Raw genomic sequence first — 26,423 nt, 5'->3', positions numbered from 1 at the left:
GACTTGTATCTATTAAAATAGTTGTTAAAACGTAGCCTGTACACCTATTAAATAAGTTTTTTGATTGGCTGGATAGTTACCAAAATCAATACCAAAGTTAGTACTGTTGTTCAGGTCAGATGGTTGGATCTCAGGATCTAAACCTTTGTATTTTGTTATTGTGAACAAGTTACCACCTTGCAAATAGATTCTTAATCTTGATATGCCTATTTGTTTAACCTGTGAATTTGGAATGCTATAGCCTAAAGTTAATGTTTTCAACCTTAAATACGAACCACTTTCCATGTAATATGAATTAAATACAGCTGTGTTACTAAAGTTTGCAGCAGCAGTTAATACGGGTATTGAGGCATTTTGGTTAGTAGGAGTCCATGAATTAGCTATGATTCCTCTTGAAACGCCACCTTTAAATACTTGTGGAAAATCGGTCCAGTATTTTACATAGTTAATATTCTGGTTACCTTTTGAACCGTAGAAGAATGCGTTAAAATCAAAGTTCTTATAGTTAGCATTCAATGTAAAACCGTAAGTAAAATCCGGGTTAGGGTTACCGAAGAAAGTTCTGTCGTCTGTTGTGATCTTACCATCGCCGTTAACATCTTTGTATTTAAAGAAACCTGGCGCAGCACTTTCCTGGGTAGGAGAACTACTTACATCGGCTGCATCCCTGAATAAACCTTGAACTACATAGCCATAGAACTCACCCATTGGCTGACCTGGCTGGAACCTTGTGAATGAACCAATACGGGTTGAACCGGCACTGTTAAAGTCATAGTATTTTTTACCTTCTGGTAAGCTAATAACACGGCTTTTGTAGCTGGTTATGTTACCTGTAATATCAAATTTAAAATCGCTTCCAACATTACCATGGTAAGTAACATTTAAATCGAAACCTTTATTACTGATGTTACCGGCATTTACGAAAGCTGGATTAGGACCGCCACCTACGTTAGAAACACTTGGTTGGAAAAGTAAGTTTTTGATATCTTTTTTGTAAAGCTCAAAACCAATTTCCAATTTATTGTTCAGGATTGTTGCATCAAAACCTACGTTGGTAACTTTATCAGTTTCCCATGTAGTTAATGCGTTACCAATTTGTGAACGATAAATACCTAATAAAGCGCTATTACCTGTTCCGTTAATATCGTAATATGAATTTTGTGGATTTGCCGCAAATAAATTAGTTGCATTAAGTTTGTTAATGTTACTAATTGAACCTAATTCACCGTAACCGCCACGTAGTTTTAAATCATTTAACCAGCTAACATCTTTCAGGAATGACTCTTGCGAAATCCTCCAACCTGCAGTTACCGAGTAAAATGTACCATAACGATGTGCCGGAGAAAACACTGATGCACCGTCACGACGTAAAGTACCACTTACCAGGTATTTATCACTGTAGGCATAATCTAACTTACCAAAATATGAGTAAAGTCTTAGGTAATCGATATCGATGTTCTGGTTACTTTGACCTTGTGGTGAACCTGTATCCAAATCCACATATACAGGTGTGGTTGATACACTGTAATTAGATCTGCCTGCACGTAAACCTCTTTGGTTATTGTTAAGTGCTTCTTCAGCTACGAATAATTTAACATCGTGCTTCCCAAATTTTTGGTTATAGGAAACTGAATTGGTCCAGATCCATTTGCTATGGTAACCAGCACTTTCCTGGAACGTATTTGGGTTAGTATTACCTTCTGCATTTTCAACAGAAGTTGGGTTAAAGCTCCAATAGTAATAATTTTCAAAAGTACCACCTATGCTTGTACGGGCAGTAAAATGTTTCAGGAAATCAACTTCTGCATAGATATTTCCCTGCATTGTCCAGTTGTAACCTTTATTGTTTGCCGCACGTGTTTGTATTGCAACAGGGTTTGATGAGTTACTTAAACCAGCAGATTTTGTACCGGCAAAGTTGCCCATGATATCATATACAGGGATAACAGGAGGCTGACGATAGGTATAAGAAATAGCGTTACCTTCGTTTTGGTTATTAATATTGGGGTTATCCTTGTTGAATAAATAAGCATTTTCACCAACACGGATATGATCACCAACTGCAAAATTTGTGTTAACACGCATTGCATAACGTTTTAAATACGTGTTAAGCAATGTACCGCGCTCGTTAAGGTAATTTACCGACATCAAATAGCTTGATTTTTCGCTACCACCACTTGCAGTGATGTTGTGGAATGTTCTTGGTGCAGATTTAAACACTTCGTGAAACCAATCGGTACCAACTTTATTGGTTTTGGTGATCTGGTTACTGTTGATGTTATAGGTAGATGGATCTGTTTTAGGATCGCCTGTGTTTGATGCAGTTGGGGTAATATAATCTTTCAATATAGCACCGCCAGTACCCGGGTACTGTACGCTACCTACTGATCTTTGAAGCGCATCAGCATATTCCTGGCTGCCTGCCATGTGGAAACCATCACTTAATGGTTTTTGGCTGCCGTAATAAGCATCGTAAGTAATTACTGCTTTACCTGATTTACCTTTTTTAGTAGTAATAACAACTACACCGTTTGAACCCTGTACACCATAGATAGCTGCAGAACCAGCATCTTTCAGTACCTGGATTGATTCGATGTCATTTGCGTTGATGTCTTCAAATTTTCCCTGAACACCATCAATTACGTAAAGCGGGCTTGAATTACCGGTTGAGGTAATACCACGCACACGTACAGCACTACCACCACCTGGAGCACCGCTGTTAATAACGGTAACACCCGCAGCCTGGCCTTGCAATAACGCGGCTGCCTGGCCACCTGGTACAGTTTTTAAGTTGGCAACGTTAACAACAGCAACCGAACCGGTGATGTCTTTTTTACGTTGTGAACCGTAACCTGTTACTACTACCTCATTCAGTGCATTGCTACCCGCAATTAAGGTAATTGTTAAAGAAGTACTGGTTCCTACTTTAATTTCGCTGGTTTGATAACCAATGTAAGAAACCACCAGTGTTTGGCCGGCAGTTAATGTAAGGGTGAATTCACCGTTAACATCTGTTACAGCGCCCGTAGTAGATCCCTGGATACGTATAGACGCTCCAATGATAGGCAATTTGTCATCGCTGCCGATAACTTTACCCTTGTACTTTGTTTGGGCTGTAACTACCAATGAAGAAACTAAGCAGCATAGTAGCACGCCAAGGAATCTTCCCTTTAGGAGTAAACTTTTAAACATGAGATTGAGATTTAGTTGATTAATATATTTGATTTAAGATCTTGTGCCTATTTGGTGTTTTTTAAGTTTGCAATTGGGTTATAACATGCCTCATAACGATTTTTTTGGCGAGAACAAAAAAAGCGTGAGGTTGGCGCGTAAAAAGCGACCGGGCACTAAATGAAGATTTGAAAATGTTGGAATGTAAAAGTCTTATCATATACTAACTTCCTGTAACAAATTTAACTTACGCCGTTACCCTCTTTTCATGTTCCTTAAATATTAAGGTTTACACGACTAAATGTTATAATAATATCAGAATTTGTGTTGTTCCTGGTATTCCAGAAATTTATATTGGCTATGCATCTAATGTAAAGAGAGTGTATTGTTTACACAAGTGAAAAATGCAGATTTGCAAATTAATTATTTATAAAACCTTTAAAGCGTGAAAATTACAAATTGTGAATATTTTATTAATAAATCATTAACAAAAATGCCACTTACTTAAAATTTTTGCAAAGTAAAAATACTGCCGTTACGGATAATGTATCGTCAAAAACAAAGTTTTGACATTTATATTAATGCAAAATGGTTTTAACCTTTTGATTTTTGCTGAGGTTTATGCTATAACAATGTTACACAGTTTATCGCACTTACATGTTAAAATATCATCATGTTTTAGTAGTAATGTCATTGCCACATTTATTATTTTTCCGACGTTATAAATGTTAATATTACATTTATAAATAAAATAATAAATGTTAATATTACATTTATAGAACTTTAAGAGAACCATATACATCCGCAAAAAAAGCTTTATTAACTAAAAAACGCCACACATTTAAGATGTGTGGCGTTTTTTATTGGAGGTATTAAACCTTAAAAACTAAAAGACCATATAAGGCATTATATATTATTAAAAAAAATAACTTATCACATAATGGTTGTAAGCTTACTTATTCCACCAAAATGATGCCAAATGAGTATCATTTGAATTTGTACCTATTTGCACAACAAATTTGCCCGGTTCCCAATCATATTTAAGCTGGCTGTTGTAAAACTTCAGTTGCTCCGGAGTAATAGTAAATGATACCTCTTTAGCCTCACCCGGCTTAAGACTTATCTTCCTGAAATTCTTCAATTCCTTTACTGAACGACTAACCGAGGCTTCGGGATCACTGATGTATAACTGCACTACTTCCTCGCCTGCATATTTACCAGTGTTGGTAACCGTTACAGTAGCCGTTAATGTTTCATTCCCTTTCAATTTTGTTTTGCTTAACTTAACATCGCTGTAACCAAATGTGGTATAGCTCAGACCGTATCCAAACGGATAAAGCGGATCATTAGAGATATCCAAATAATTTGATTTGAATTTTGATGGTCCCTTACCATCGTAAGGCCGGCCGGTATTTTTGTGGTTATAATAAATAGGTATTTGCCCTACACTACGCGGAAAAGTAGCGGTGATTTTACCTGCCGGGTTATAATCGCCAAATAAAACATCAGCAATGGCGTTACCTGCTTCGGTACCGGGTGCCCAAACATCAAGTATGGCGCTGGCGTGTTCATCCTCCCAGGTTAAAGTAAGCGGTCGGCCATTGAAAAGTACAATAACCATTGGCTTACCTAATTTTGATAAAGCCTTTAACATGTTTTTCTGCGGCTCCGGAATATCGATATCCGAGCGGCTTGATGACTCGCCCGACATGCTTTGCGACTCCCCTACCACTGCAACAATAATGTCTGATTTATTTGCCGCATCAATAGCTTCCTTCAGCAATTCGTCGGCAGGTTTTTTATCTACAGAAACCATTCCCGGACCAAAGTTTAACCGTTTTATAAAAGTGGTATCCTCTGTAATATTGGATCCTTTAGCATAATTAATTGTAACGCCGTTACCCACAACGTTTTTGATACCCTGCATTACACTAATTGATTTTTCCCAATCACCAGCAACAACCCAAGTACCCAGCATATCGCGCTGATTATTGGCAAGCGGGCCTACCAAAGCAATGCTGCCTGTTTTTTTAAGCGGCAATGTTTGCGCATCATTTTTTAACAATACAAAAGAGTGCTTTGTAATTTCTCTCGCGGCACTGCGGTTGGCCGGCGATAATACATCCGTTGCCTCCCGGGCCTCATCAATCGATTTGTAAGGATTATCAAACAAGCCTAATTTATATTTTGCCTCCAACACCCGGCGACAAGCCTGGTCAATATAAAATGGGGTTATTTTACCCTCTTTTAACGATTTTTTAAGCGTGGTTAAAAACCCCTCGCCTACCATATCCATATCCAAACCGGCCTTTAATGCCAGTGCCGATATAGTTTGCAAATCGCCCAGGCCATGGGCCTCCATTTCGTTAACTGCAGTATAATCAGATACTACAAAACCTTTAAATCCCCATTGTTTACGCAACAGATCGGTTAGCAACCATTGGTTACCGGTTGCAGGCACGCCATCAATAGTGTTAAATGAGCTCATGAAACTCCCGGCTCCTGCATCAAGCGCTGCTTTGTAAGGTGGCAGGTAATCCTGGTACATTTTAATGCGGCTCATATCTACTGTATTGTACTCGCGCCCCGCTTCGGCACCACCGTATAATGCAAAGTGTTTTACACAAGCCATTACCGCATCGCTATTTTTCATGCTGCTGCCCTGGTAACCTTGTACCATAGCTTTGGCAACCTGCCCGCCATACCATGGATCCTCGCCCGATCCTTCAGAGATACGGCCCCAGCGGGCATCTCTTGCTATATCCACCATTGGCGAAAACACCCAGTTAAGTCCTTCGGCGGTAGCTTCCTTCGCAGCTATCTGGGCTGATTGTTTGATCAAACCCATATCCCAGGTGGCCGACATTCCTAACGGAATAGGGAAAATAGTGCGATGCCCATGTATAACATCCAAACCAAATATAAGCGGGATATGTAACCTGGAGTTTTTAGTGGCTACGTCCTGTACTGCTCTTACCTTATCGGCTCCCCAAACACCAAATACGCCGCCGATGTCACCTTTCTTTATTTTCTCTTCAACTCCTTTATTTACTACCGTTCCGGTTGTGGCCGCGCCACTGGTAACCAGGTTAAGCTGACCAATTTTTTCGTCGAGCGTCATTTTTTTCATTAAACCGCTTACAAAAACATTCATTTTTGTATTCTCGGTTTGGGTTTGGGCCATTACCTTATTTAAAGGCAGCAACGCTATACAAAGCGGAATAACCCGGGTTATAAGCTGAGTTGAAAAATACTTTTCCATTATTTAAATTTACGTTGTAGGGATATAGATTTACAAAATATTGGGCAGGTAAGAGCGCCATTATTCACTCTATAACTATTTAATTTAAAATTACCGTTTATAATTGGCTATAATACAACAACATTACAATTGTGTATAAAGTACACAATTGTAATTATTATAATTAAATAATCAAAGTATTTTTGTAGAATAGCACAAATGTTAACCAAACAAGAACTTATTGAGTATTGCGACGACGCCCGTGAAACCTATCTCGATCATATTTCTATTGATTGTGTAGTTTTTGGCTTTCACGAAGGGCAAATGAAGGTATTGCTGCTAAAAACCCATAACGAAGAAAAATGGTACCTGCCCGGTGGCTTTGTGCTTAAACGTGAACCTATTGAAATGGCGGCCAACCGTATTTTAAAGGAACGGACTGGTCTTGCCGAAATATTTTTAGAGCAGTTCCATGTATTTGGTGATCCGGACAGATCAAAAGTGCATAATGATATGTATGCAGATATGCTTCCCCCTGAACGAAACTGGTTCTCCAGCCGATTTTTATCAATAGGCTATTATGCGTTGGTCGATTTTTTTGAGGTAACACCAACGCCTGATCGTTTTTCTGAAATATGCGAATGGCGCGATCTGGGTGAGGTGCCCGAATTGCAGCTGGATCATTCACTGATATTTAAAACAGCATTAGATACGCTGCGCCTGCAATTAAACTATCAACCCATTGGCTACAACCTGATGCCGAAGGAATTTACGATGCCCGAACTGCAGAAATTATACGAAACCATACTGGATAAAAAACTCGACCGCCGCAACTTTCAGCGCCGCATACTGGCTTTTGGCATCCTGAACCGCGCCGAGGAACCCCGCAAAGGCGGTGCACATAAGGCTCCATATTTATACTCTTTCGATCTGGAGAATTATCGCCATGCGCTAACTATGGGCTTTAAAGGGGGGTGGTGATATCACCACTCTTATTGTGCTGGTTTAAAATACTTATTCAACAATATACTCCAGTTTCACCTGTATATTAAGCCCTTCATTCATTTTGGCAAACTGGCCCGAGTTGCGTGTAAAATCGGCATCAGTATCCATGTACATGTTGGTTATTTTAACCAGTTCGGGGTGTTTCTCGGTGCCTATATTGTAGGTAAGCCCCTCGCCGCCTTCTAAACTTTGTTTAAGTTCAAGGTATTGCTTGCCTGTAATAATGATCATTTTTTCTGCAGTCATCTTAGTTCTGTTATAATTGGTAGTACTTTAAAAAGGAGAATAATGGATCTGCTATGTATAATATATAGCCAATCAAAACCTAAATTCAACCGAATTATTTCTCTCTTTATTATATTTACCTCAAATATAACTGATATTAATCTGGCTTCATGATCAACCTTAAAAAATTACTCTCCATAGTTTTACTATCGGGTACTACCATAGCATCGGCACAAATAACCTTACCCATAACTACCACCCTGCAAAAAACTTATACCAACGGCACCCGCACCAAAAGCGGCACACCGGGTAAAAGCTACTGGCAAAACACGGCAAACTATACCATAAAAGTAAATTTTGATCCTAAAACCCGCCAGCTTATCGGCACAGTTGGTATTGATTATGTAAATAATAGCCCTGATACATTGAAGAAGATCGAATTTAAGCTCTATCCAAACATCTATCAAAAGGGCAGCATCAGAGAGATGGCGGTATTACCAACCGACCTGACGGATGGAGTACAGATTAAATCAATAAGTATGGATAACCAGCTATTGGATAGCACAAAACTGCATATTAAGGGCACCAACATGTCATTAAAAATACAGCCTATCAGTTCTAAACAAAAAATTCATTTGGATATTGCCTACTCCTATACGCTTAACAAAACATCACATATACGTACTGGACAGGTAGATGACGGCGCCTTCTTTATAGCTTACTTTTTCCCCCGCATTGCTGTTTATGATGATATTGATGGATGGAACGAATATCCTTACGTAGGTTCACAAGAGTTTTATAATGATTTTTGTCATTTCAGTGCCGAAATTACCGTTCCGGGCGATTACCAGGTTTGGGCGACAGGCAATCTTAAAAATGCTGATGAGGTTTATAATCCCAAATATGTAAAACTGATCACCTCTGCCGGCGCGGATGATAAAGTGACTGATATTGTCACCAAAGCAGATTTAGCTGCTGCTGATATCACTAAAAAGAACCCTGCTAATACCTGGAAATTTGAGGCCGATAGTGTTACCGACCTGGCCTTTGCTACCAGCAACCATTATATATGGAAGGCAAGCAGCCTGGTAGTTGATCCTAAAACCGGCAGGCGTACCCGTGTAGACGCAGTATTTAACCCGGCGCATAAGGATTACTTCGCCGTAGTAAATTATGCCCGCAAAACAGTGGAGACCATGAGCTATAAATTCCCTAAATGGCCCTATCCATACCCGCATGAAACCGTTTTTGATGGCCTCGACCAGATGGAATACCCGATGATGGTGAATGACAACCCATTGGATCAAACTGAGGATGCGATAGAACTAACAGATCATGAGATCTTCCATACCATGTTCCCGTTTTATATGGGGACCAACGAAACCAAGTATGGCTTTATGGACGAGGGTTGGGCAACTATTGGCGAGTGGCTCATCAGCCCGCAAATTGATCCTAAAATTGTAGACTCCTATGGCATGAGCGCGGTAAATGCCTCTGCCGGCTCGGAGCAGGACGCACCTATCATGACACTTACACCGGCGTTAACGGGGGTGGCCCGGTTTACCGATAATTATCCTAAACCCGGCCTGGGATACCTCTATGTAAAAGAAATGCTGGGTGATGAATTGTTTACCAAAGCCCTGCATAACTATATCAACCTTTGGCATGGTAAACACCCTATGCCCTTAGATTTTTTCAATTGTATGAATACAGGTGCAGGCACCAACATGAACTGGTTTTGGAAAAACTGGTTCTTCGATAATGGACTACCAGACCTGGCCATTACTAAAGTTACCCATGTGGCATCAAAATACAAGGCTACCATCACAAGCATTGGCACAAAAATGGTACCCGTACACCTCACTGTTTTTTACGCCGATGGCAGCAAACAATCAGTAGGTACAAGCATAGCCTGCTGGGCAAAGGGCAACAAAACAACCACACTAACTTTCACTGCAAAAGGCCCAATAAAACAAATAGTATTAGGCACTACTTATGATGCCGACTCGGACAACAGAAATAACGTTTGGAAACCGTAGGTTAGAGCAAAGATTGTTGGAGCAAGGATTGTTGGATTGGAAACTTTTCCCAACCGTCATTGCGAGGCACGAAGCAATCTCCAAGCTTTACAGAGAGACCCTATAAGATCGATCTGCCTGTGTAGAGATTGCTTCGTACCTCGCAATGACGGCTCTAAAAACCGCAAGGACGGTTCTGAAAACTTATCTATAACGCAGCGCGAACCTTCTGTTTGAATGCCAAACCGAGACACTAATTAATTGATACTTTAAAATAATGAGGCAAAAGCTACCAATTGATAAGTTCACCGAGCCGGTAAATAAATTCATTCACCAGGAGCACACCAGTGGCATTGTACTTTTCATCAGCGTTTTGGCGGCTATTGCCTGGGTAAATTCGCCGTTCGCGCATTCATATCATCACCTTTGGGATATTAAATTTTCATTAGGTTTTGGCGATTATGTGCTCAATCATCCACTGCATTTATGGATAAATGACGGCCTGATGGCCTTATTTTTCTTCGTGATAGGCCTGGAGTTAAAGCGCGAATTTATGGCAGGTGAGCTATCTACCATAAAAAAAGCATCATTGCCTATGGTAGCCGCTTTGGGAGGTATGCTGGTGCCAGCACTCATTTACTTTTTCATCAATAAAGGCACCGAATCTGAACATGGCTGGGGCATTCCCATGGCAACCGACATTGCCTTTGCACTTGCACTGCTTTCTCTTGCCGGCAAACATATCCCAACCTCTGTAAAAGTATTTTTGTCAGCATTAGCCGTGGCCGATGATCTTGGCGCTGTACTGGTAATAGCCATATTTTATAGCACGCATATAGCGCTTGTTCCCTTAACAATAGGTATTTGGTTATTGGTAATACTGCTCATTGGCAACAAAATGGGCATTCGCAGCATCGCGTTTTATTTGGTAATAGGCTTTGCTGTTTGGGTGGCATTTTTGCTTTCGGGAGTTCATGCTACTATTGCCGGCGTATTGGTAGCCTTTACTATACCCGCACGCACCAGGATCAACGAAAAAAATTATGCAGAAAGCTTAAAGAAGTTGCTTTTTGATTTTGAAAAACAGATCCCTAACAACAGCACCCTAACCACGGTCGAACAGCACCATACCATCGAAAAAATAAAGGAACTAAGTATGGATGCCGAAACCCCGCTTCAAAAAGTGGAATATTTACTGCATCCCTGGGTGGCTTTTGTGATCATGCCGCTTTTCGCGTTAGCAAACGCCGGTATTATTATTGGTGCCGATTTTTTTACATCCATAATGAACCCGGTAAGTATGGGCGTTGCCATTGGTTTGCTGGCGGGTAAATTTGCAGGGGTTTTAATGGCCACCTGGCTAATGGTTAAATTTGGTGCCCAACTCCCGGCAAAGGCCAATTGGAAACAAATTACCGGCGTAGCTCTACTGGCGGGAGTTGGTTTCACCATGTCGCTTTTTATCTCGGGACTTGCTTTTACTCATGCTGAAATGGTTGACCAGGCCAAATATGGTATTTTACTGGCTTCATTATTGGCGGGTGTATTGGGGGTTGTTGTGTTGAAGAAATCGTAAATCACGTCCCCTCTGGTCAAAACGCTGTTTACTTGTCATCGGGGCACACGCGGCACGCGGGCGCCAGCGGAGTAGACCATCAGGGGCAAAAATCTGCAGCCAACGCCTCCCGGAAGGGCTACTATCTGTACACATCTTTTTCACTCGGTTGGTGTAATAACTTAACACTGCATTTGTGCTAAAATACTGATTATTTAGGCTAAAGCCATGCTTATAATGCTTTCTATCCGTTGGTTGAAACCAACGGCAATCAAGAATTAAAGGCAAACAATACTTTAATTCATTGCCGTCCCATTTATGGGACGGATAAATAAAGAGTACGGAAGGCTTTAGCCAAATCAGAGCCATGCTAACAAACTTATGTACACACAGTAGCCGGAAGGGAAGGCTTTAAAAAATATCGAAGAGCAAAAAGAAAAGCGACTAACCTTCTTTTGACGTATATTTATTTTTAAGAAATAATAAAAACAGGGACAATAGAACAATTACTATATTCCAATAGAATTGTTGTAGATAACTTTGTTTAATAAATTCAAGTGCTAATATTTGGTTATGAAAAATATCTTTACAATCCTTAAACATATTCAGATAAGAGTTATCATTATACATTCTTACAAATACATTATATTGAGATTTATAATCATAATACTCACTAAAGCTTTCGCTCAAAGAAATAATTACCATTATAGATATAATCCAATTTAAAGTTGTTATTGCTTTTTTCATCATTTATTCACTTTTTCTATTTTGATCCCCAACAGTTTCACCTGTTTTATTTTTCTCATCATTGTTTTGTCCACGGAGGATGTACTGGTAGGTTTGCTTCAATTTCCATTAATTAGATTGTGCCATTGCAATTCGCAAACAAATATGTCATTAAATGCCCAATGCTGGCACGTGTGCCGGCACTTGGGGACAAAATAAAACAGGATAATGGTATAATCCGACGATATTTGAAATATAATCGGATTATTTGCAGGGGTGTAAAGTTGTGCGTTTTGTTGAATATAATCGTATATCCTTTTTGGAAAGGAAACAGGCAGGCAAGATTCTATAATTAAGGGAAGGCTGTTTTCAAGCAACCTCCCCAGGTGGCTAAGAAAAGGTTGCCTGAAATCAACCTCCCCAAAACCATTTCATTATTCAAATCTAATTTCAAAATAACTATTTGATAATTAAAGGCGTAGTGATATTATGTAACTAAAGTGTGAAATTTTGCAAGAAGGATTTACAATCCCTCAGGGCCTGATCCTGAGATTGCATGCAAGTCGAAAACGCATCGTTTATACTAAGCAAGCGGCCTCAGGGTCCCTTTTCAAGGAGATCCTGAGGGGACGAAAGATCAAAAAGTCTCCCCTACCGGGGGAGATTTAGAGGGGGCAGTTCCTTACTTTCCCAAATTAGGTTTCCCATAAACACTCAACGGAGTTAACCTGCTCTGAAATATCACCTGGTGACTATTGAAAAACTTTACGAAATCATCGGCACTTACCTGGTTGGGATAGGGCACGTAGTAATGATTAACATTACCATTTCGCCAGGCCATTACGTATGATATTTTATGTTGAAGCATGGTTGGCAATAAAACTTTTGTCCACCAATCAGCTTGCGGAATCTGTACATAGCCCGTTTCGGGCAGGCAGGCCAGCTTGTGATGACTTGTAGCAATAACATCTAAAATACCAAGGCGCTTATCCAATTTGGTTTGATATCCAGCTACACTTTTGGTACAGTAATTGTCAAAACCAATAAAATCCACATAGTCATCGCCAGGGTAACGTTCCAAAAATTCAGCTTCCGAATCAAAATCGGCAGCGGAGTAAACGATCAATAAATTATGAAGCTTCTTGTTATTGCGCAGGTAATCAATCGTAAACTGCCACAAAGCTTTAAATTCTTCGGGAGTATTTTGCTTTTTCCCCCACCAAAACCAACTACCCGTAAGCTCATGAAATGGCCTGAAAAGTAAAGGAATAGCCTCGCCGTTTTTACCTTTCAACTCCTTCAGGTAATCTGCAGCCCTATCCAGGTATTGAACGTAAGCATCATGGTAAATACCGCCGGAAATTAAATCTTTAATGGTATTGCCCGTAGTATCCCATGCGGTTTTACCATTGGCAGGGTTATCCATATGCCAGCAAAAGGTATTGATACCGCCGCGCTCATAAGCATCTTTAACCAATTGCTTTTGCAATTTAAATGCTATGCCATTTATATCGTGAATACTATCGTGCTCAATACGGGCCAGGTCCCAGCCGTAAATGGAGGGGTATGATCCTGTAACACTTTTCACATCAGATCTATCAGCTTCAAACCTCCATCCCACTCCATAAGCAGTATCATCGTGATGGCCAAACATCACCCCTGCACCCAGTAAGCGCTGCATGCTGTAGAAAAGTGCACGAGTTTCGCGACTGGCCTTTTTATCGGCAGGAGCATACATTTGTTGTGCATTTGCCATCGAGCTACAAATTATCAATATTAAAATTACGCTATAAAAAATCCTCATAAAAAAACGCCAGCTTTTATTTTAAACTTACGGCTTAACAAGCCTCAAAACAATAATAGATTGCGGCTTGCAATTCGCAAACCAATATGCAATAAATGCCCTTATCAAAGCCTTTTTTATATATCCTCCTACCCATGACGTATTGGATTTTGAGGCGTGTGGGTCTGTCAGTCTGAGCCTGTCGAAGACTTCCGCGTAGAGGCCTTTGCCCGCTATCCTTCGACAGGCTCAGGATGACAGCCAGTTTTGTTACGTCATTTCCCCTTCAGAGGCCACCGGATTTTACAACTCACCATGCCATTAATTTTCTAATTTATCCGTTTTATAATTTCAATACAAGCCCTGCTGTTATGGTAAGGGCATTTCCAAAGGCCAACCTTATCTTCGCTGGGCATAATGCTGCCGTCATCTTTAATCCCCCAGAACCATTCGCCATTTTGCTTGTCCAGTATTTTAGTTTTAACAAAAATCCAGTTATTGATGCATAGGTCGAGGTATTTTTGATCGCCGCTGATTTGCCAGGCATTATAAAAACCAACCATTGCTTCGGCCTGTACCCACCAGTGTTTTTCTTTAATGAGATGACTATTCGCAGGTTCATACTCGTACCATAAACCACCATCGGTATCCAAGCCTGTTACGGTTGCATCAGCAATTGCTAAACAAATCTTTTTGATCTGCTCCACCTTGCTCTGGTCGGCAATTACCTCGGCAGCCTCCAGCAATAGCCAGGTTGCTTCAATATCGTGTCCGTAAGAAATCATATCCGATTTACGGTTCCAATCCTCATCAAAAAACAACACGAGGTGATGGGTTTCGGCATCAATAAAGTGATCGCAAAAATCATCTATCAGCGTTTCAATTTGTTTTTTAAGTTCGTTATTGGGCCAAATGCGGTACAGGTTGGTATAGGCTTCCAGTACGTGCAAATGGGTGTTCATGGTCTTTTTTTCGTTAGCATCTTTGGCGCTCAAACGCAGATCGTTTATTGGCTGCCAATCGCGGGCGAAGGCTTCCATGTACCCTGTTTGATGCTGATCATAGCTTTTATCAACCAACAAATGATACAGGGCAATAGCCTGATCTTTAACTACCGCTAAACCAGAGGCCATATAGTATTCGCTAAGGGCATAAAGCGTAAACGCGCTGGCATAAACCTGCTTTTTTGTATCCAGCATATTGCCCTTGTCGTCGACAGACCAATACACCCCGCCAAATTCCTCGTCAATAAAATGAGCATTGATGTAGGCATAAGCCCTGTTAGCCATTTCCAAACTGGCTTCATCGGGCTTCAAATTACAAGCCGCCGAAAAGCTCCACAAGATCCTGGCGTTTAAAACCGAGCCTTTAGGCGCATCGGGCGTTACGTGGTTGTCATTATCTATCTTACCTAAAAAGCCACCATTTACTTCATCAGGCGTATATTTTTGCCAATAGGCGATGATGTTGCTTAGCTCGCTGCTGAGCTCGGTTTTATAATTTTTCAATAATGTTCGCTGTTCAGTCGATAATTTGTGCAGCGGCCGGGGTGTGTTATCCGTCATACTTGTAAATCAAATGACATTTTAATAAGGCAATTTTCTGTAGAGGCGCATATTTGCGTCTCTCACCAGACGAGCGGAATTGCATTTCCGATTTGCACACGGGAGACGCAAATTGGCGTCTCTACGGAGAATAGGCACTTACGAAACCTACAATATTTCCTGTATAATATTTTTATTCTTATCAACAATCCCATAAACCTTATCCACCGAAGTTGACGACTTAAAGCCATCCTCAGGTGTATTCATCACATAATCTACCAGTTTAGCAACCGTAGTGGTGGCTACATGCATCCTCGTATCTGATGACGCATAATAGATATAAACCGTTCCGTCCTCATCGGCTATCCATCCGTTACAGAATACCACGTTAGATACATCACCCACGCGCTCCTCTCCCTCTGGCGCTAAGAAATAGCCGCCGGGTTTGTGCGTAACCCTGGTGAGGTTGTTTAAATCGGTCATAAACATGTACAGTACATAGCGCAAGCCGGCCGCTGTATTGCGTACACCATGAGCCAGGTGCAGCCAACCTTTGTCAGTTTTTACAGGTGTAGGGCCCTGTCCGTTTTTAGCTTCGTAAACGGTATGGTAATTTTTATTATCGATGATAGTTTCCTGGTCAATAACCGCATTTTCCATATTATCGGTCAGGCCAAAGCCAATACCACCGCCAGTGCCGGCACTAATAAAACCATCCTGCGGGCGGGTGTACAGGGCATATTTACCATCTACAAACTCCGGGTGCAATACTACGTTGCGTTGTTGCGGTGAATTGGTTTTAAGATCGGGCAGACGTTCCCATTGCACCAGGTCTTTTGTGCGGGCTATGCCGCAAGCGGCAACAGCCGTTGATTGATCATGTGCGGGGGCAGCAGGATCGCGCCTTTCGGTGCAGAACAGGCCATAAATCCACCCGTCCTGATGCTGCGTTAAGCGCATATCATATACATTGGTATCAGGCTCATGTGTTTGCGGCAGATTGACAGGATATTCCCAAAAAGTAAAATTGCTGACTCCATCAGGACTCTCAGCCACAGCAAAAAACGACTTGCGATCCACTCCCTCAACGCGCACCACCATCATATACCTGCCGTTAAATTTTATAGCACCGGCATTAAAGGCGGCGTTAATGCCAAAGCGCTCCATGAGGTATGGATTGGTAGCGGCATCCAGATCATACCGCCAGTAAATTGGAGTATGCGCAGCTGTTAGCACCGGGTTTATATAACGATCAAAAACACCGTTGCCGGTACCTGATATTTGGTTAGGCTTTGTTATAAGTTGATGTTGTTCCTGCTGCAACAGGGTTAATCTTTGTTTAAATTCAGGGGTCATATATGTCTTTCTATCAATAGTCTTTTAATTTATTCCACCATGTCCTTTTCAGTATCAGCATGATCACTGCCAACAATGCCACGGTTACAAGCAAGGGCAATTTTTGATTGAGGATGAGATACATGGGCAATATGGTGAGGCATAATTGAGCAATAGTCCCTATTACCACGTTAAACATGTTCAGTTTGAAATTTCTATTCGGCACAAAGCTTCCATCTTCAGCCATTACCAGTTTTTTAACTGGCTCCCAAAAACCCCATGGGCGTACATTGCTGTAAAAGGATTTTAATACGGCCATATCTGTTGGAGCGCTGGCATAGGAGCCGATAACCGAACCGGCCATGGAGATGAAGAACAAGAGCGGAAACCAATACAACAGCTCGCCGGATGGAATAAGCAGCGAAAACACCATGGAGGATAGAATACCAGCCAGCATGCCGTAAAAAAAGCCGTTGGCATTAAAGCGCCACCAATGCCACTTGAGCACATTTGATGCTACGTAGCCACCATAAAGCGCCGATACGATCCATTGCAGTACGCTGTTTACATCTTTTACAAAGAAGCCAAGAATAACCCCTACCGCCACCACAACCACACCTACCAGGTAATTCATGGCGATGATTTTTTTGGTAGATGCCGCAGGGTTAAAATATTTAATGTAGATATCATTTACGATATAAGCCTGTGCCGCGTTCATTGTACCGGAAAATGTGCTCATGAAAGCGCCAAGCAAACCGGCTAACAGCAACCCAACCAGGCCAACCGGTAAAAAATTATTGATAACAGCCGGTAATATCCTTTCAAAATCGATAGCGCCGGTAGCATCCTTAAGGTTCATTTGATTATAATACAACAGGCCCAGGATGGTTAAGCTTACGATAAGCGAGTAGCGGATGGGTAACAAAATGATACTCACAAAACCACTCATTTTACTGGCTTCCTCGGGCGAACGTGTCGACAGGATCTTTTGCATATCATAATTAGGCGCCGGACCAGCCAGCGCCGCGAAGAAACCTTTAAAGGTCATCATCATAAAAAACAAGCCAAACAGCGAATAACCATCATCCTTAATTTTCTGGTTAACCTCATTAATAATGCCCGACCAGCTCATGCCTAAATTTTTCCCAAAAAATGGGCTGTACCAACCATCAGGCACATTTAAATGATGACCTGCTAATTTATGAGCCGCAATAAAACCTATCCAGATACAGGCAACAGACATGATGCCGTATTTGACCATATCGCCCAGAACAATACTGTGCATACCGCCCAAAATGGAATAAAACATGGCGAATAGCGTGAAAACAATACCATAAACATGTGGTACATATTGCGGCGCAACGTTGAAGGGAACATAGGCTTTAACCAAATCCCAGGGAATAAAAATTTCAATGAATTTACCCAGCCCAATAAACCCGTAGGCTAAAAAACCCAGGCAACTAAGCAGCGCGAACGCGATAACAATTATATGAGAATTGCCTACGCCCGGTCCTGTTTTACCAAACCGGGTGGCCAGCCATTCGGCACCTGTGGCGGCGTTTGAGCGGCGCAGCCAACGCGAGAGGTACATCATCAAAAACACCTGGTTAAATACCGGCCACAACCAGGGGATCCAGATGCTTTTCATGCCATATACAAAGCACAGGCTCACCATCCACATGGTGCCGCTGATATCAAACATATCGGATGCATCGCTTAGCCCCAGCTTATACCAGGGTAATGATTTACCGCCCAACATATAGCTTTCCTTATTTTCGCGGGCTTTTTTACGATACCACAAACCGATAAAAATGGTGCTCAACAGGTACAAAACTATAATGGCAGCATCAAGTGCGTGTAGCTTCATTTATTTGACATGATTATTGTTTTTTCTTTGTGATTTTTTGATTTTTTTTTGAAATTCCTTCCAGAAAAACCCTCAAAAAATTACTGACTTTTTATCAAAATCCGCCAGGCATGCCGCCTTCACAGTTTAAGTTAAATTGGTTGATTCAAAAGTGAACTTATTAAGATTAATTTTATAATACTTTTTTAACCTTATATTTTAATATCTGCACAATTCCGCTATTCTAAAATTTTCAAATCGCTTAAATAAAAACCCGGTTGCCGGTGTAGGTTTCCCTAAACTCTTTGGGGATACACAGTTTTTTGCGTTTAAAGATCCTGTTGAAATTGGAGATATTGTTAAACCCGCATTTATAAGCGATCTCGGCAACGGTAGCGGTGGAGTCTATCAGCATGCGGGAGGCATGGCCGAGCCTAATTTCGTTTAAACTATCGATAAAAGTTTTACCTGTGCGCTTTTTGATGAACCGGCTAAAAGAAGCCTCGGGCATGTTGGCAATTTTTGATACCTCGGCCAGGGTAACCTGTTTGTTATAGTTCACGTTCATGTGCTCAAACACTTTTTCGATGCGGCGGCTGTTGTAATAAAACTTATCGTTGCTAAAACTCGGATCCGACAACATCTTCATATTGCGGGAGATAGACAAGTCATGCAAAATAGACATCAGCTCCAGCACCGAATCAAAGCCACTCTTTTTATCCAGGCTGATGATCCTATCTTTAAGAGCAAGTATGGTTTCGGGCGAAAAAACGATACCCCGCTGCGAGCGTTCCAGCATGCTTTTTACAAAGCTCAACTGGTTCCGCTTCAGAAATTTTTCATCAAACAGATCTTTATGAAATTGAATGGTTACCTCGGTGATCTCCTCGCTAAGGCATTGATGGGTAAACCAGGCATGATACAAATTAGGACCAACCAGCGCCAGTTCCACATCATCAATTACTTCTATATGCCCGCCTACAACCCGCCTGGCGCCTTTGGCATTAATGATCAGGTTAAGCTCATATTCATCATGATAATGCAATGGGAAGTCGAACTTTTTTTTAACTCTCGAAAAAATGGTAAAGCAATCACTGGGGGTAAGCGGCGTTATTTCACGCATCACATTACTTGTCGTCATAAATTGTATAGGTTTAAAAAGAAGAAAATCCTGATACGAATTTAACCAAATTATATTAACTATTTACCATTTCGTAATTTTCAGATTATAATTCAGTCTTATTTCATTGCTTTTCAACCTCAAATATCCTCTTAAAAGACCTTTTTTCTATCAATAAACAATCAATCTCCAACTAAAATTCGCCCCTGAGCAGCATTTTATTCTATCAATAAACTTCCAATTTTCATCCCCAAATACACCCCAAACAGCATTTTTCACCATCAATAAACTTCAATAATGAGCTATAAATTGCCAATAATGAGCGATCCGCGCCAATAAAAGAGCGATAAATTGCCATTAATGAGCGATAAATTACTGTATGTAAAACTATCATTATTGGTTATTAAAATTTTACAATCCATTAACCGGCATGTAAACTGTAAGCATTAGGTTTGCACCCAATTGGTGTTTTAACATTTAACCCAAACGGTCAATACTTAAAACTCCGGCTTATGCCAATAAAAGCCCGTATATTTAAACATCCTTTTATTATGGCATTAAATTAGCACAAAAAACATTAGTCATAACAGTTTAACATTATGCCCTATAATATACTCACCAGCAAAACAAATGGTAAATATTTATTGTAGATTAACCATAATATAAATGAATCAAAAACTACTATATCATATTTAATGGATACAGCAGAAAGCACCACACCGGCGGTAGTAAAAAAAAGATCGAAACTAAGACAAAGCATCACCGACTTTTTTATCAGCTTATACCGCATCAACCAATTCATTCTGCGCTTTTTCAGGGAGGCCTTTATGCCCCCTTTTGAATTTAAAGAAATAATGAAGCAATGCTTTGAAGTAGGTGTACGCTCATTTACCTTAATTACCGTAACCGGGTTTATAGTGGGGGTGATATTCACCAAGCAATCAAGGCCTTCGCTTTCACAATTCGGGGCTCAGTCATGGTTGCCTTCCCTGGTATCAATAGCCATTATGCGGGCATTGGCTCCTTTAGTTACGGCATTAATAGCATCGGGCAAAGTTGGCTCAAGCATCGGGGCCGAGCTGGGTTCTATGCGCGTAACCGAGCAAATTGACGCCATGGAAGTATCGGGCACCAAACCTTTTAAATTTTTGGTATGTACCCGCGTAATTGCCACCACCCTTACCATCCCTATTTTGGCAACCTATACAGGCTTTATTGCTATTGTGGGGGGCTTTTTAAATGTAAATCAAAACGAGGGCACTACCTGGAGCACATTTATCCAGGAAGTATTTGATCCCTTAACTTTTACCGATTTTGTGGCATCGCTTGTGAAATCCATTGTGTTTGGGTTTACTATTGGGATAGTAGGTTGCTACCAGGGCTTTAACTCCAGCAAGGGAACCGAGGGTGTGGGTAAAGCAGCCAACGGGGCCGTGGTAACCGCCATGTTCCTGGTGTTTATTGAAGAAATTATTATAGTACAGATAACCAGCTGGTTCCGTTAAACAAAGGGAAACATGGAGAAGAAAATAGTTAAAGCAGACCATACCAACCCGGTGATCAGCGTAAGGGGGCTCGAAAAATCCTTTGAAGATTACGCTGTTTTGCGCGGCATTGATCTTGACCTTTACCAGGGCGAAAACCTGGTGGTGCTGGGCCGCTCGGGTTCTGGAAAATCTGTGTTGATCAAAATTATATCAGGTTTGCTAAGTCCTGATAAGGGCGAGGTGAATGTATTGGGTCATAATATTGCCCATATCCGCGAAGAAGAATTACAAGAGCTGCGCGTAAGGATAGGTTTCTCGTTTCAAAACAGCGCCTTATATGATAGTATGACGGTGCGCAAAAACCTGGAGTTTCCCTTAGTACGTAACCGTAAGGGCATTACCCGCCAGGAAATAAACACCGCTGTTGAAACCGTGCTGGATGCCGTGGGCCTGTCGCAAACCATTAACCAGATGCCTTCTGAACTATCGGGCGGCCAGCGTAAGCGGATCGGGATAGCACGTACCCTGATCCTGAACCCCGAGATTATGCTGTATGATGAGCCTACCGCCGGCCTCGACCCTATCACCTGTATCGAAATCAACGATCTGATTAATGAGGTACAGGAACGCTACAACACCTCATCCATCATCATTACGCATGATTTAACCTGCGCCAAGCAAACCGGCGACCGCATTGCCATGCTGCTCGATGGGCAATTTCAGCGTACCGGATCTTTCGAAGAAGTATTTGATACTACCGACAGCCGGGTTAAACCTTTTTTTGACTACAACTTTATCCAATAGAAAAGACATTATACCATTATCATGGACGCATCAGAAAATAAAAAAGCAATTACGGTAGGCCTATTTTTAGCCCTCGGCTTAATCCTGTTTATCCTTGGCGTATTCACACTTGGCGGGCAGCAAAAGACTTTTGTAAAAAACATCAAGCTCAGCTCTGTTTTCAGCGACGTTGCCGGGCTAAAAAAGGGAAACAACGTTTGGTTCTCGGGCGTAAAGGTAGGCACCATCAGCGCTGTTAGATTTACCGGACCATCACAGGTACAGGTTTTTATGAGTATCGACCAGGCCTCTCAGCAATACATCCACCGCAATGCCCAGGCAAAAATCAGCTCGGATGGGTTGATAGGTAATAAGATTATTGTGATAGATGGCGGTAGTCCGCAAGCGCCCGAAGTGCAGGATGGCGATGTGCTGCAGGCCGAAAAAATGCTCTCGACCGATGACCTGCTCAAAACCCTTCAGGAAAATAACCAGAACCTGCTGGCTATAACTACCGATTTTAAGGCCCTCAGTCACCAGATACTGGCCGGGAAAGGTACCGTTGGCGCTTTAATGGCCGATAACACCATGGCTGATCAGTTACGCGCATCGATGCTTAACCTACAGGCCGCGACCCAAAGTGCCGCCCGGATGGCTGTACAGCTTGATCATTTCGGCAATAAATTAAACACCAAAGGCGGCCTTGCCGATAACCTGCTTACCGATACCGCTACATTTAACCGGATAAGGCAGGCAGTAACCCAGCTGCAAAGCGCCGCCAGCAATGCATCAACCCTAACCAATAACCTCAACAAAGCCAGCGACAAGCTGAACAGAACAGATAACGCCATTGGTGTACTACTAAACGACCCCAAAGGCGCCGTACAGGTACAAACCACCCTCAACAACCTGCAACAAAGCTCCATTAAACTAAACGACGACCTGGAAGCCGCACAACACAACTTTTTCCTGAAAGGTTTTTTTAAGGACAAGGCGAAGAAAGCAAAGGCCGATAGTTTAAAGAATGCGGGACAGTAAATCCATCGGAGCGTGAAGGGAAAATGACATGTCCATCAAGTCACGTTGAGTTGTTTCAGCACCTCACGGGACAGGTAGGTGATTTGATTAGCAGCCGGCTTAGCAAATGGGATGTTGAAACAAGTTCAACATGACTGGAATTTATTATGTCATTACCAGGAACTACGCAATAGCGAACTGCGCAAAGCCGACAAGCAAATGCCCCTTTTGTCTGAACCTGGATTTATAGGATTAACAGATTCTCACGATTTCCAATTTTCCCGGAACCCTCTCCTCCGTCATTGTTATAAGGTATAGAGGTAATAACATACTTGTCATTTCAAAGAACAAAGCAATGCTATGCAGAGCCGCTATAAGTCTGCGGTTTGTGCCGATCTGCAACGCAATCTCAAATCTATATCATGGCGTTACCTGCGGCCCGCGCTTTACGCTCATACTGCACAAGCCTTAGCCACATTGGCCGGTATCCGCTGCAATCGCTAACGCAAACTTTAAGTAGGCAAAAATGCTCCGTCAGGAGCTACCTGTTTGTAGCAAATAACACAAAAATGAATTTTGCGCCGTAGGTGCTACCCGAAATTTGCAAGATAACCATATGCTGGCGAAGGGTAGCCTCTACGAGGCAAAGGTTAATGGCGTGGTTTTTTCTACAAACAGGTAGCACCTAACGGTGCAGGTTGTTTAGCCTCTGATTGGTGATAGCGGATAATGTAGCCTTTCATAAGATTGGTGCTTTTGTTTAGGATAAATATATAAAGGGGTTACTATAGTTGGAAACAACAGGGGTTTCGGTCAACGTTAAATAAAGTTTCAAAATTAAAATCCTATAATTGCGGTGTACTAATAAACCTATTAGCCTTATGAAACACCTTATCCTGTTATTGGCTGTGCTGTCCGGCCTTAACGCAATGGCGCAAAACCCAAAACCGGCACCTGCCGCTTATGCCATTATTAAGGGACATATTACAAATCACATCGAAGACATGTGGGACTACAGCGAAATTAATTATCTCGAATTTAAAACGCTTTCTGTTCCGGTTGATAAGAACGGTGATTTTTTTAAGCGGATAAAAATTGATGAGAACTACAAATGTGTATTTTTCAGGGATGGCAATGGCCTGGTTGTTAATCTTCAAAAAAATGATACCATCCTGGTGAATTTTGACGGCAAAAACGCTTTTAATACGATTGTAATACGTGCTTCACAACCTGAAAGGGATAAAGAAATTCAGACATTTATAACACTCAGAACGTTCGAAAATAATTCAGCAGAAGAGGTGCACAATTTATTTACAAACATGGAGCTGACAGATTCTGCAAAGTTCAAGAAGATCAATCGCCTTTATAATAAACAAATTGAAATACTGTTTGCGGGTGGTTCGAGAGATAATTATAGGAATAGCGCTACGGATATTTATTTTCATTATGCCAGTTATTTATTGCAGCTGCGGTTATTACCGGCTTACGATCTATTTATCGAACATCCGACAGAAAACACAAAAAACAATGCTGCGCTAACCAATAAGAATGCCTACACAACCGAATGTGACGAATGGTACAAGAACAGTTCCGAATACCGTGATTTTGTTTTTGATTACGTAAGGTTCTTTCAGGCCTTTAATTCCTGGGTCACCGGGGCGGGAAATGAGGTTCCGTATGTTGTCGGCTTATCGGAAGGGTACAGGGGGCTGGCAGCATTTCACACCCTTGAAATGAGCGATTGGTTTACCACTAAAAATATCCTGTCTAATTTTGATTTTGCGCCTTTTAATGATGCCGTAACTGTATATAAGACGTTTGCCAGCAAAGTAAAAACACCAAAATATGCCGACACTTTAAAACAGTTCTTCGTTAATATCCAGCGGTTAAAACCCGGTATGCCAGCACCCGGTTTTACACTTAAAGATGATAACGGCAAACAGGTTTCCTTATCGCAGTTCAGGGGCAAGGTTGTATATATTGATTTTTGGGGAGTTGGTTGCGGTCCCTGTGTTTATGATATCAAAAACGAGTACCGGCATTGCATGAAAAATATATGGACAAGAATATTGTATTTGTAAACATTTGTGTTGACAGCAGTGAAGGCGGGTGGAAAGCAGGGCTTGCCAAACTGAACCTGCATGGCGTTAACCTGATAGCCGAAGGCTGGATGAAAAACCCGGTATGCCAGGCTTATAACATAAGTGGAATACCTCACTACTGTTTAATAGATACCGAAGGCAAGATAGTAGATATTAATAGCCCCCGCCCAAGTGAAAAACAAATATTGCATTCACAGTTAGATAAACTGTTGAAGTAGGTATATAGCTAACCGATACCGGCGCTTGTTGGCTCTGGTCGACGCTTTTACCGCACCAGCTTGAGGTCGGGATATGACATCTAATACCCTATTACAACCTTAACAACTTTACATAATGACAGTGGCTGTTAAGGCCTTTTTGAAAAACGAGATCATCAACAAATGGTGCGGTGAAAACACCGACCATAAGCTAAATAATGTTCATTTTTCGTTACAATGCCCCCGGGCAACAACAACGGCTGTTATACGGGTTTTTAAATTTATTTGTTTTTTTATCTTTGTTCAGTAAAATATCCTTATCATGCCTCATATCCGTAACATCATACTTTTTTTTACGATAATTATTTTATCCAGCTTTTCTGCTTATAAAGCGTACGCCCAATATCCTGGGATGGCAGCAGTTCGTGCACAACAGAACCAACAATTCATGAATATGCAAATGAATATGCAGATGCAATTGAACATGAACAGAAATTGGCGAAAAAATGCGGGGCAGGGACAAGGATATATTGTGATATTAAAAGACGGCGATATAAAAAAGATCAAATCTTACATGTACCTGGATACCGTTCTGCATAAAAATTTCCTGGTATTTGTAGATAAGAAGTTCCCGAAATCAGACACCCTGCATCGCTTTCAGAAAATTTATCCGAATCAAACATCAAATATAACTGCATTGATACCCGATAATCAAGGCTATGAAGAAACAAGACCCGGATTGCCGACTGATAGCGGGTGGACTATAAAAGTAATAACAGGTGCAATAAATGTTTATGCCAAAAGCGGCACTTATCTTACCGTGGTTGGCACCCCTGTATTTGGGGCACCCAAAATGGATTTTGTTTCTGCTGAAATAATTGGCATCCAGCTAAATGATGGGCCAATTGAAAAATTATCAAAGGATAATGTGTTGAAAATTGTTACCGGTAATTCCAAGGCTACTGAATATGTCGAAAAAAAGGGATTGTATGAAGCCGTGAAAAAATACAATCATGATGCAGAGAAGGTCGCAAAAAAGTAGACGATCTCCGGGAACGGGTAACCCTCCGCTGTCGCACGCGTGTCGAGTGTGCCCCGCTGATAGGTCTGCAACATTTTTCCATCGTTTGTCTTGTCCTAAAATAGGTTTACAGTTTAATTGATAAATCCTGTTATACGTTTACAATATTTATTAGTCCTAAAATAGGTTTACAAATCCACATTTTGAGTTTTATAATAACTCTTCCAGGTTCGCTCTACTTCCAGGT

At 41.4% G+C, this 26,423-nt stretch carries 18 protein-coding genes; 10 read left to right on the top strand and 8 right to left on the bottom strand.

What is annotated here, in order from left to right; all coding sequences use genetic code 11:
• Positions 1–24: 24 nt before the first annotated feature.
• Both Q0R88_RS05355 and bglX read right to left on the bottom strand, forming a co-directional pair.
• Positions 25–3,192: a TonB-dependent receptor gene (locus Q0R88_RS05355; protein ID WP_295713295.1), complete on the bottom strand. Its 3,168-nt coding sequence runs from the start codon at positions 3,190–3,192 to the stop codon at positions 25–27.
• Positions 3,193–4,123: 931 nt separating this feature from the next.
• A complete protein-coding gene (gene bglX / locus Q0R88_RS05350) occupies positions 4,124–6,433 on the bottom strand; it encodes a beta-glucosidase BglX (RefSeq protein WP_295713293.1) in 2,310 nt (769 codons plus the stop codon).
• A gap of 198 nt (positions 6,434–6,631) precedes the next feature.
• On the opposite strand from bglX, the gene Q0R88_RS05345 reads away from it, so the two are divergent.
• Positions 6,632–7,393: an NUDIX domain-containing protein gene (locus Q0R88_RS05345; protein WP_295713291.1), complete on the top strand. Its 762-nt coding sequence runs from the start codon at positions 6,632–6,634 to the stop codon at positions 7,391–7,393.
• A 33-nt stretch (positions 7,394–7,426) separates the two neighbouring features.
• Here the strand turns inward: Q0R88_RS05345 and Q0R88_RS05340 are convergent, their stop codons facing one another.
• The gene (locus tag Q0R88_RS05340) at positions 7,427–7,663 is read right to left on the bottom strand and encodes a hypothetical protein (RefSeq protein ID WP_295713288.1); all 237 of its coding nucleotides are present in this window, start codon (positions 7,661–7,663) and stop codon (positions 7,427–7,429) included.
• Positions 7,664–7,812: 149 nt separating this feature from the next.
• Between Q0R88_RS05340 and Q0R88_RS05335 the strand changes: the two genes are divergently transcribed.
• Together Q0R88_RS05335 and nhaA are read left to right on the top strand one after the other, a co-directional pair.
• Positions 7,813–9,681 (top strand): M1 family metallopeptidase, encoded by a 1,869-nt coding sequence (locus Q0R88_RS05335; RefSeq protein WP_295713285.1) that lies wholly within the window; start codon positions 7,813–7,815, stop codon positions 9,679–9,681.
• Positions 9,682–9,937: 256 nt separating this feature from the next.
• Positions 9,938–11,236, top strand: coding sequence for a Na+/H+ antiporter NhaA (gene nhaA, locus Q0R88_RS05330; protein ID WP_295713282.1), 1,299 nt, complete (start codon positions 9,938–9,940; stop codon positions 11,234–11,236).
• A gap of 1,387 nt (positions 11,237–12,623) precedes the next feature.
• Here nhaA and Q0R88_RS05325 read toward each other — a convergent pair.
• From Q0R88_RS05325 to Q0R88_RS05305, 5 genes are all read right to left on the bottom strand, one after another.
• Positions 12,624–13,697, bottom strand: coding sequence for a glycosyl hydrolase (locus Q0R88_RS05325; RefSeq protein ID WP_295713279.1), 1,074 nt, complete (start codon positions 13,695–13,697; stop codon positions 12,624–12,626).
• A 356-nt stretch (positions 13,698–14,053) separates the two neighbouring features.
• The gene (locus Q0R88_RS05320) at positions 14,054–15,232 is read right to left on the bottom strand and encodes an AGE family epimerase/isomerase (protein ID WP_295713276.1); all 1,179 of its coding nucleotides are present in this window, start codon (positions 15,230–15,232) and stop codon (positions 14,054–14,056) included.
• Between the two features lie 204 nt (positions 15,233–15,436).
• Entirely contained in the window at positions 15,437–16,624 is a 1,188-nt protein-coding gene (locus tag Q0R88_RS05315; protein WP_295713274.1) for a glycosidase, read from the bottom strand.
• Between the two features lie 13 nt (positions 16,625–16,637).
• Positions 16,638–18,470, bottom strand: a complete 1,833-nt coding sequence (locus tag Q0R88_RS05310) for a sodium:solute symporter family protein (RefSeq protein ID WP_295713272.1) — start codon at positions 18,468–18,470, stop codon at positions 16,638–16,640.
• A 241-nt stretch (positions 18,471–18,711) separates the two neighbouring features.
• Positions 18,712–19,590: an AraC family transcriptional regulator gene (locus tag Q0R88_RS05305; RefSeq protein WP_295713269.1), complete on the bottom strand. Its 879-nt coding sequence runs from the start codon at positions 19,588–19,590 to the stop codon at positions 18,712–18,714.
• A gap of 674 nt (positions 19,591–20,264) precedes the next feature.
• Between Q0R88_RS05305 and Q0R88_RS05300 the strand changes: the two genes are divergently transcribed.
• The 7 genes from Q0R88_RS05300 to Q0R88_RS05270 all read left to right on the top strand — a co-directional run bounded on the left by Q0R88_RS05300 (position 20,265) and on the right by Q0R88_RS05270 (position 26,197).
• Positions 20,265–21,074: an ABC transporter permease gene (locus Q0R88_RS05300; protein WP_295713267.1), complete on the top strand. Its 810-nt coding sequence runs from the start codon at positions 20,265–20,267 to the stop codon at positions 21,072–21,074.
• Between the two features lie 12 nt (positions 21,075–21,086).
• Positions 21,087–21,860, top strand: a complete 774-nt coding sequence (locus Q0R88_RS05295; RefSeq protein ID WP_295713265.1) for an ATP-binding cassette domain-containing protein — start codon at positions 21,087–21,089, stop codon at positions 21,858–21,860.
• Between the two features lie 21 nt (positions 21,861–21,881).
• Positions 21,882–22,877 carry an MlaD family protein gene (locus Q0R88_RS05290; RefSeq protein ID WP_295713262.1) on the top strand — a complete coding sequence of 332 codons (996 nt, stop codon included), beginning with the start codon at positions 21,882–21,884 and terminating at the stop codon, positions 22,875–22,877.
• A 339-nt stretch (positions 22,878–23,216) separates the two neighbouring features.
• A complete protein-coding gene (locus Q0R88_RS05285; protein WP_295713260.1) occupies positions 23,217–23,360 on the top strand; it encodes a hypothetical protein in 144 nt (47 codons plus the stop codon).
• A gap of 377 nt (positions 23,361–23,737) precedes the next feature.
• Positions 23,738–24,937 (top strand): TlpA disulfide reductase family protein, encoded by a 1,200-nt coding sequence (locus tag Q0R88_RS05280; RefSeq protein WP_295713257.1) that lies wholly within the window; start codon positions 23,738–23,740, stop codon positions 24,935–24,937.
• On the top strand, positions 24,913–25,176 hold the full coding sequence (locus Q0R88_RS05275) for a hypothetical protein (RefSeq protein WP_295713255.1): 264 nt from the start codon (positions 24,913–24,915) through the stop codon (positions 25,174–25,176). The genes Q0R88_RS05280 and Q0R88_RS05275 overlap by 25 nt, the downstream gene beginning before the upstream one ends.
• A 301-nt stretch (positions 25,177–25,477) precedes the next feature.
• Entirely contained in the window at positions 25,478–26,197 is a 720-nt protein-coding gene (locus tag Q0R88_RS05270) for a hypothetical protein (protein WP_295713253.1), read from the top strand.
• Positions 26,198–26,423: the final 226 nt, after the last annotated feature.

It is taken from the genome of Mucilaginibacter sp. (genome assembly GCF_025362475.1).
Taxonomy (GTDB): Bacteria; Bacteroidota; Bacteroidia; order Sphingobacteriales; family Sphingobacteriaceae; genus Mucilaginibacter.
Note: the sequence above shows the minus strand (reverse complement) of the source record. Positions and strands in the feature narration are given on the sequence as shown.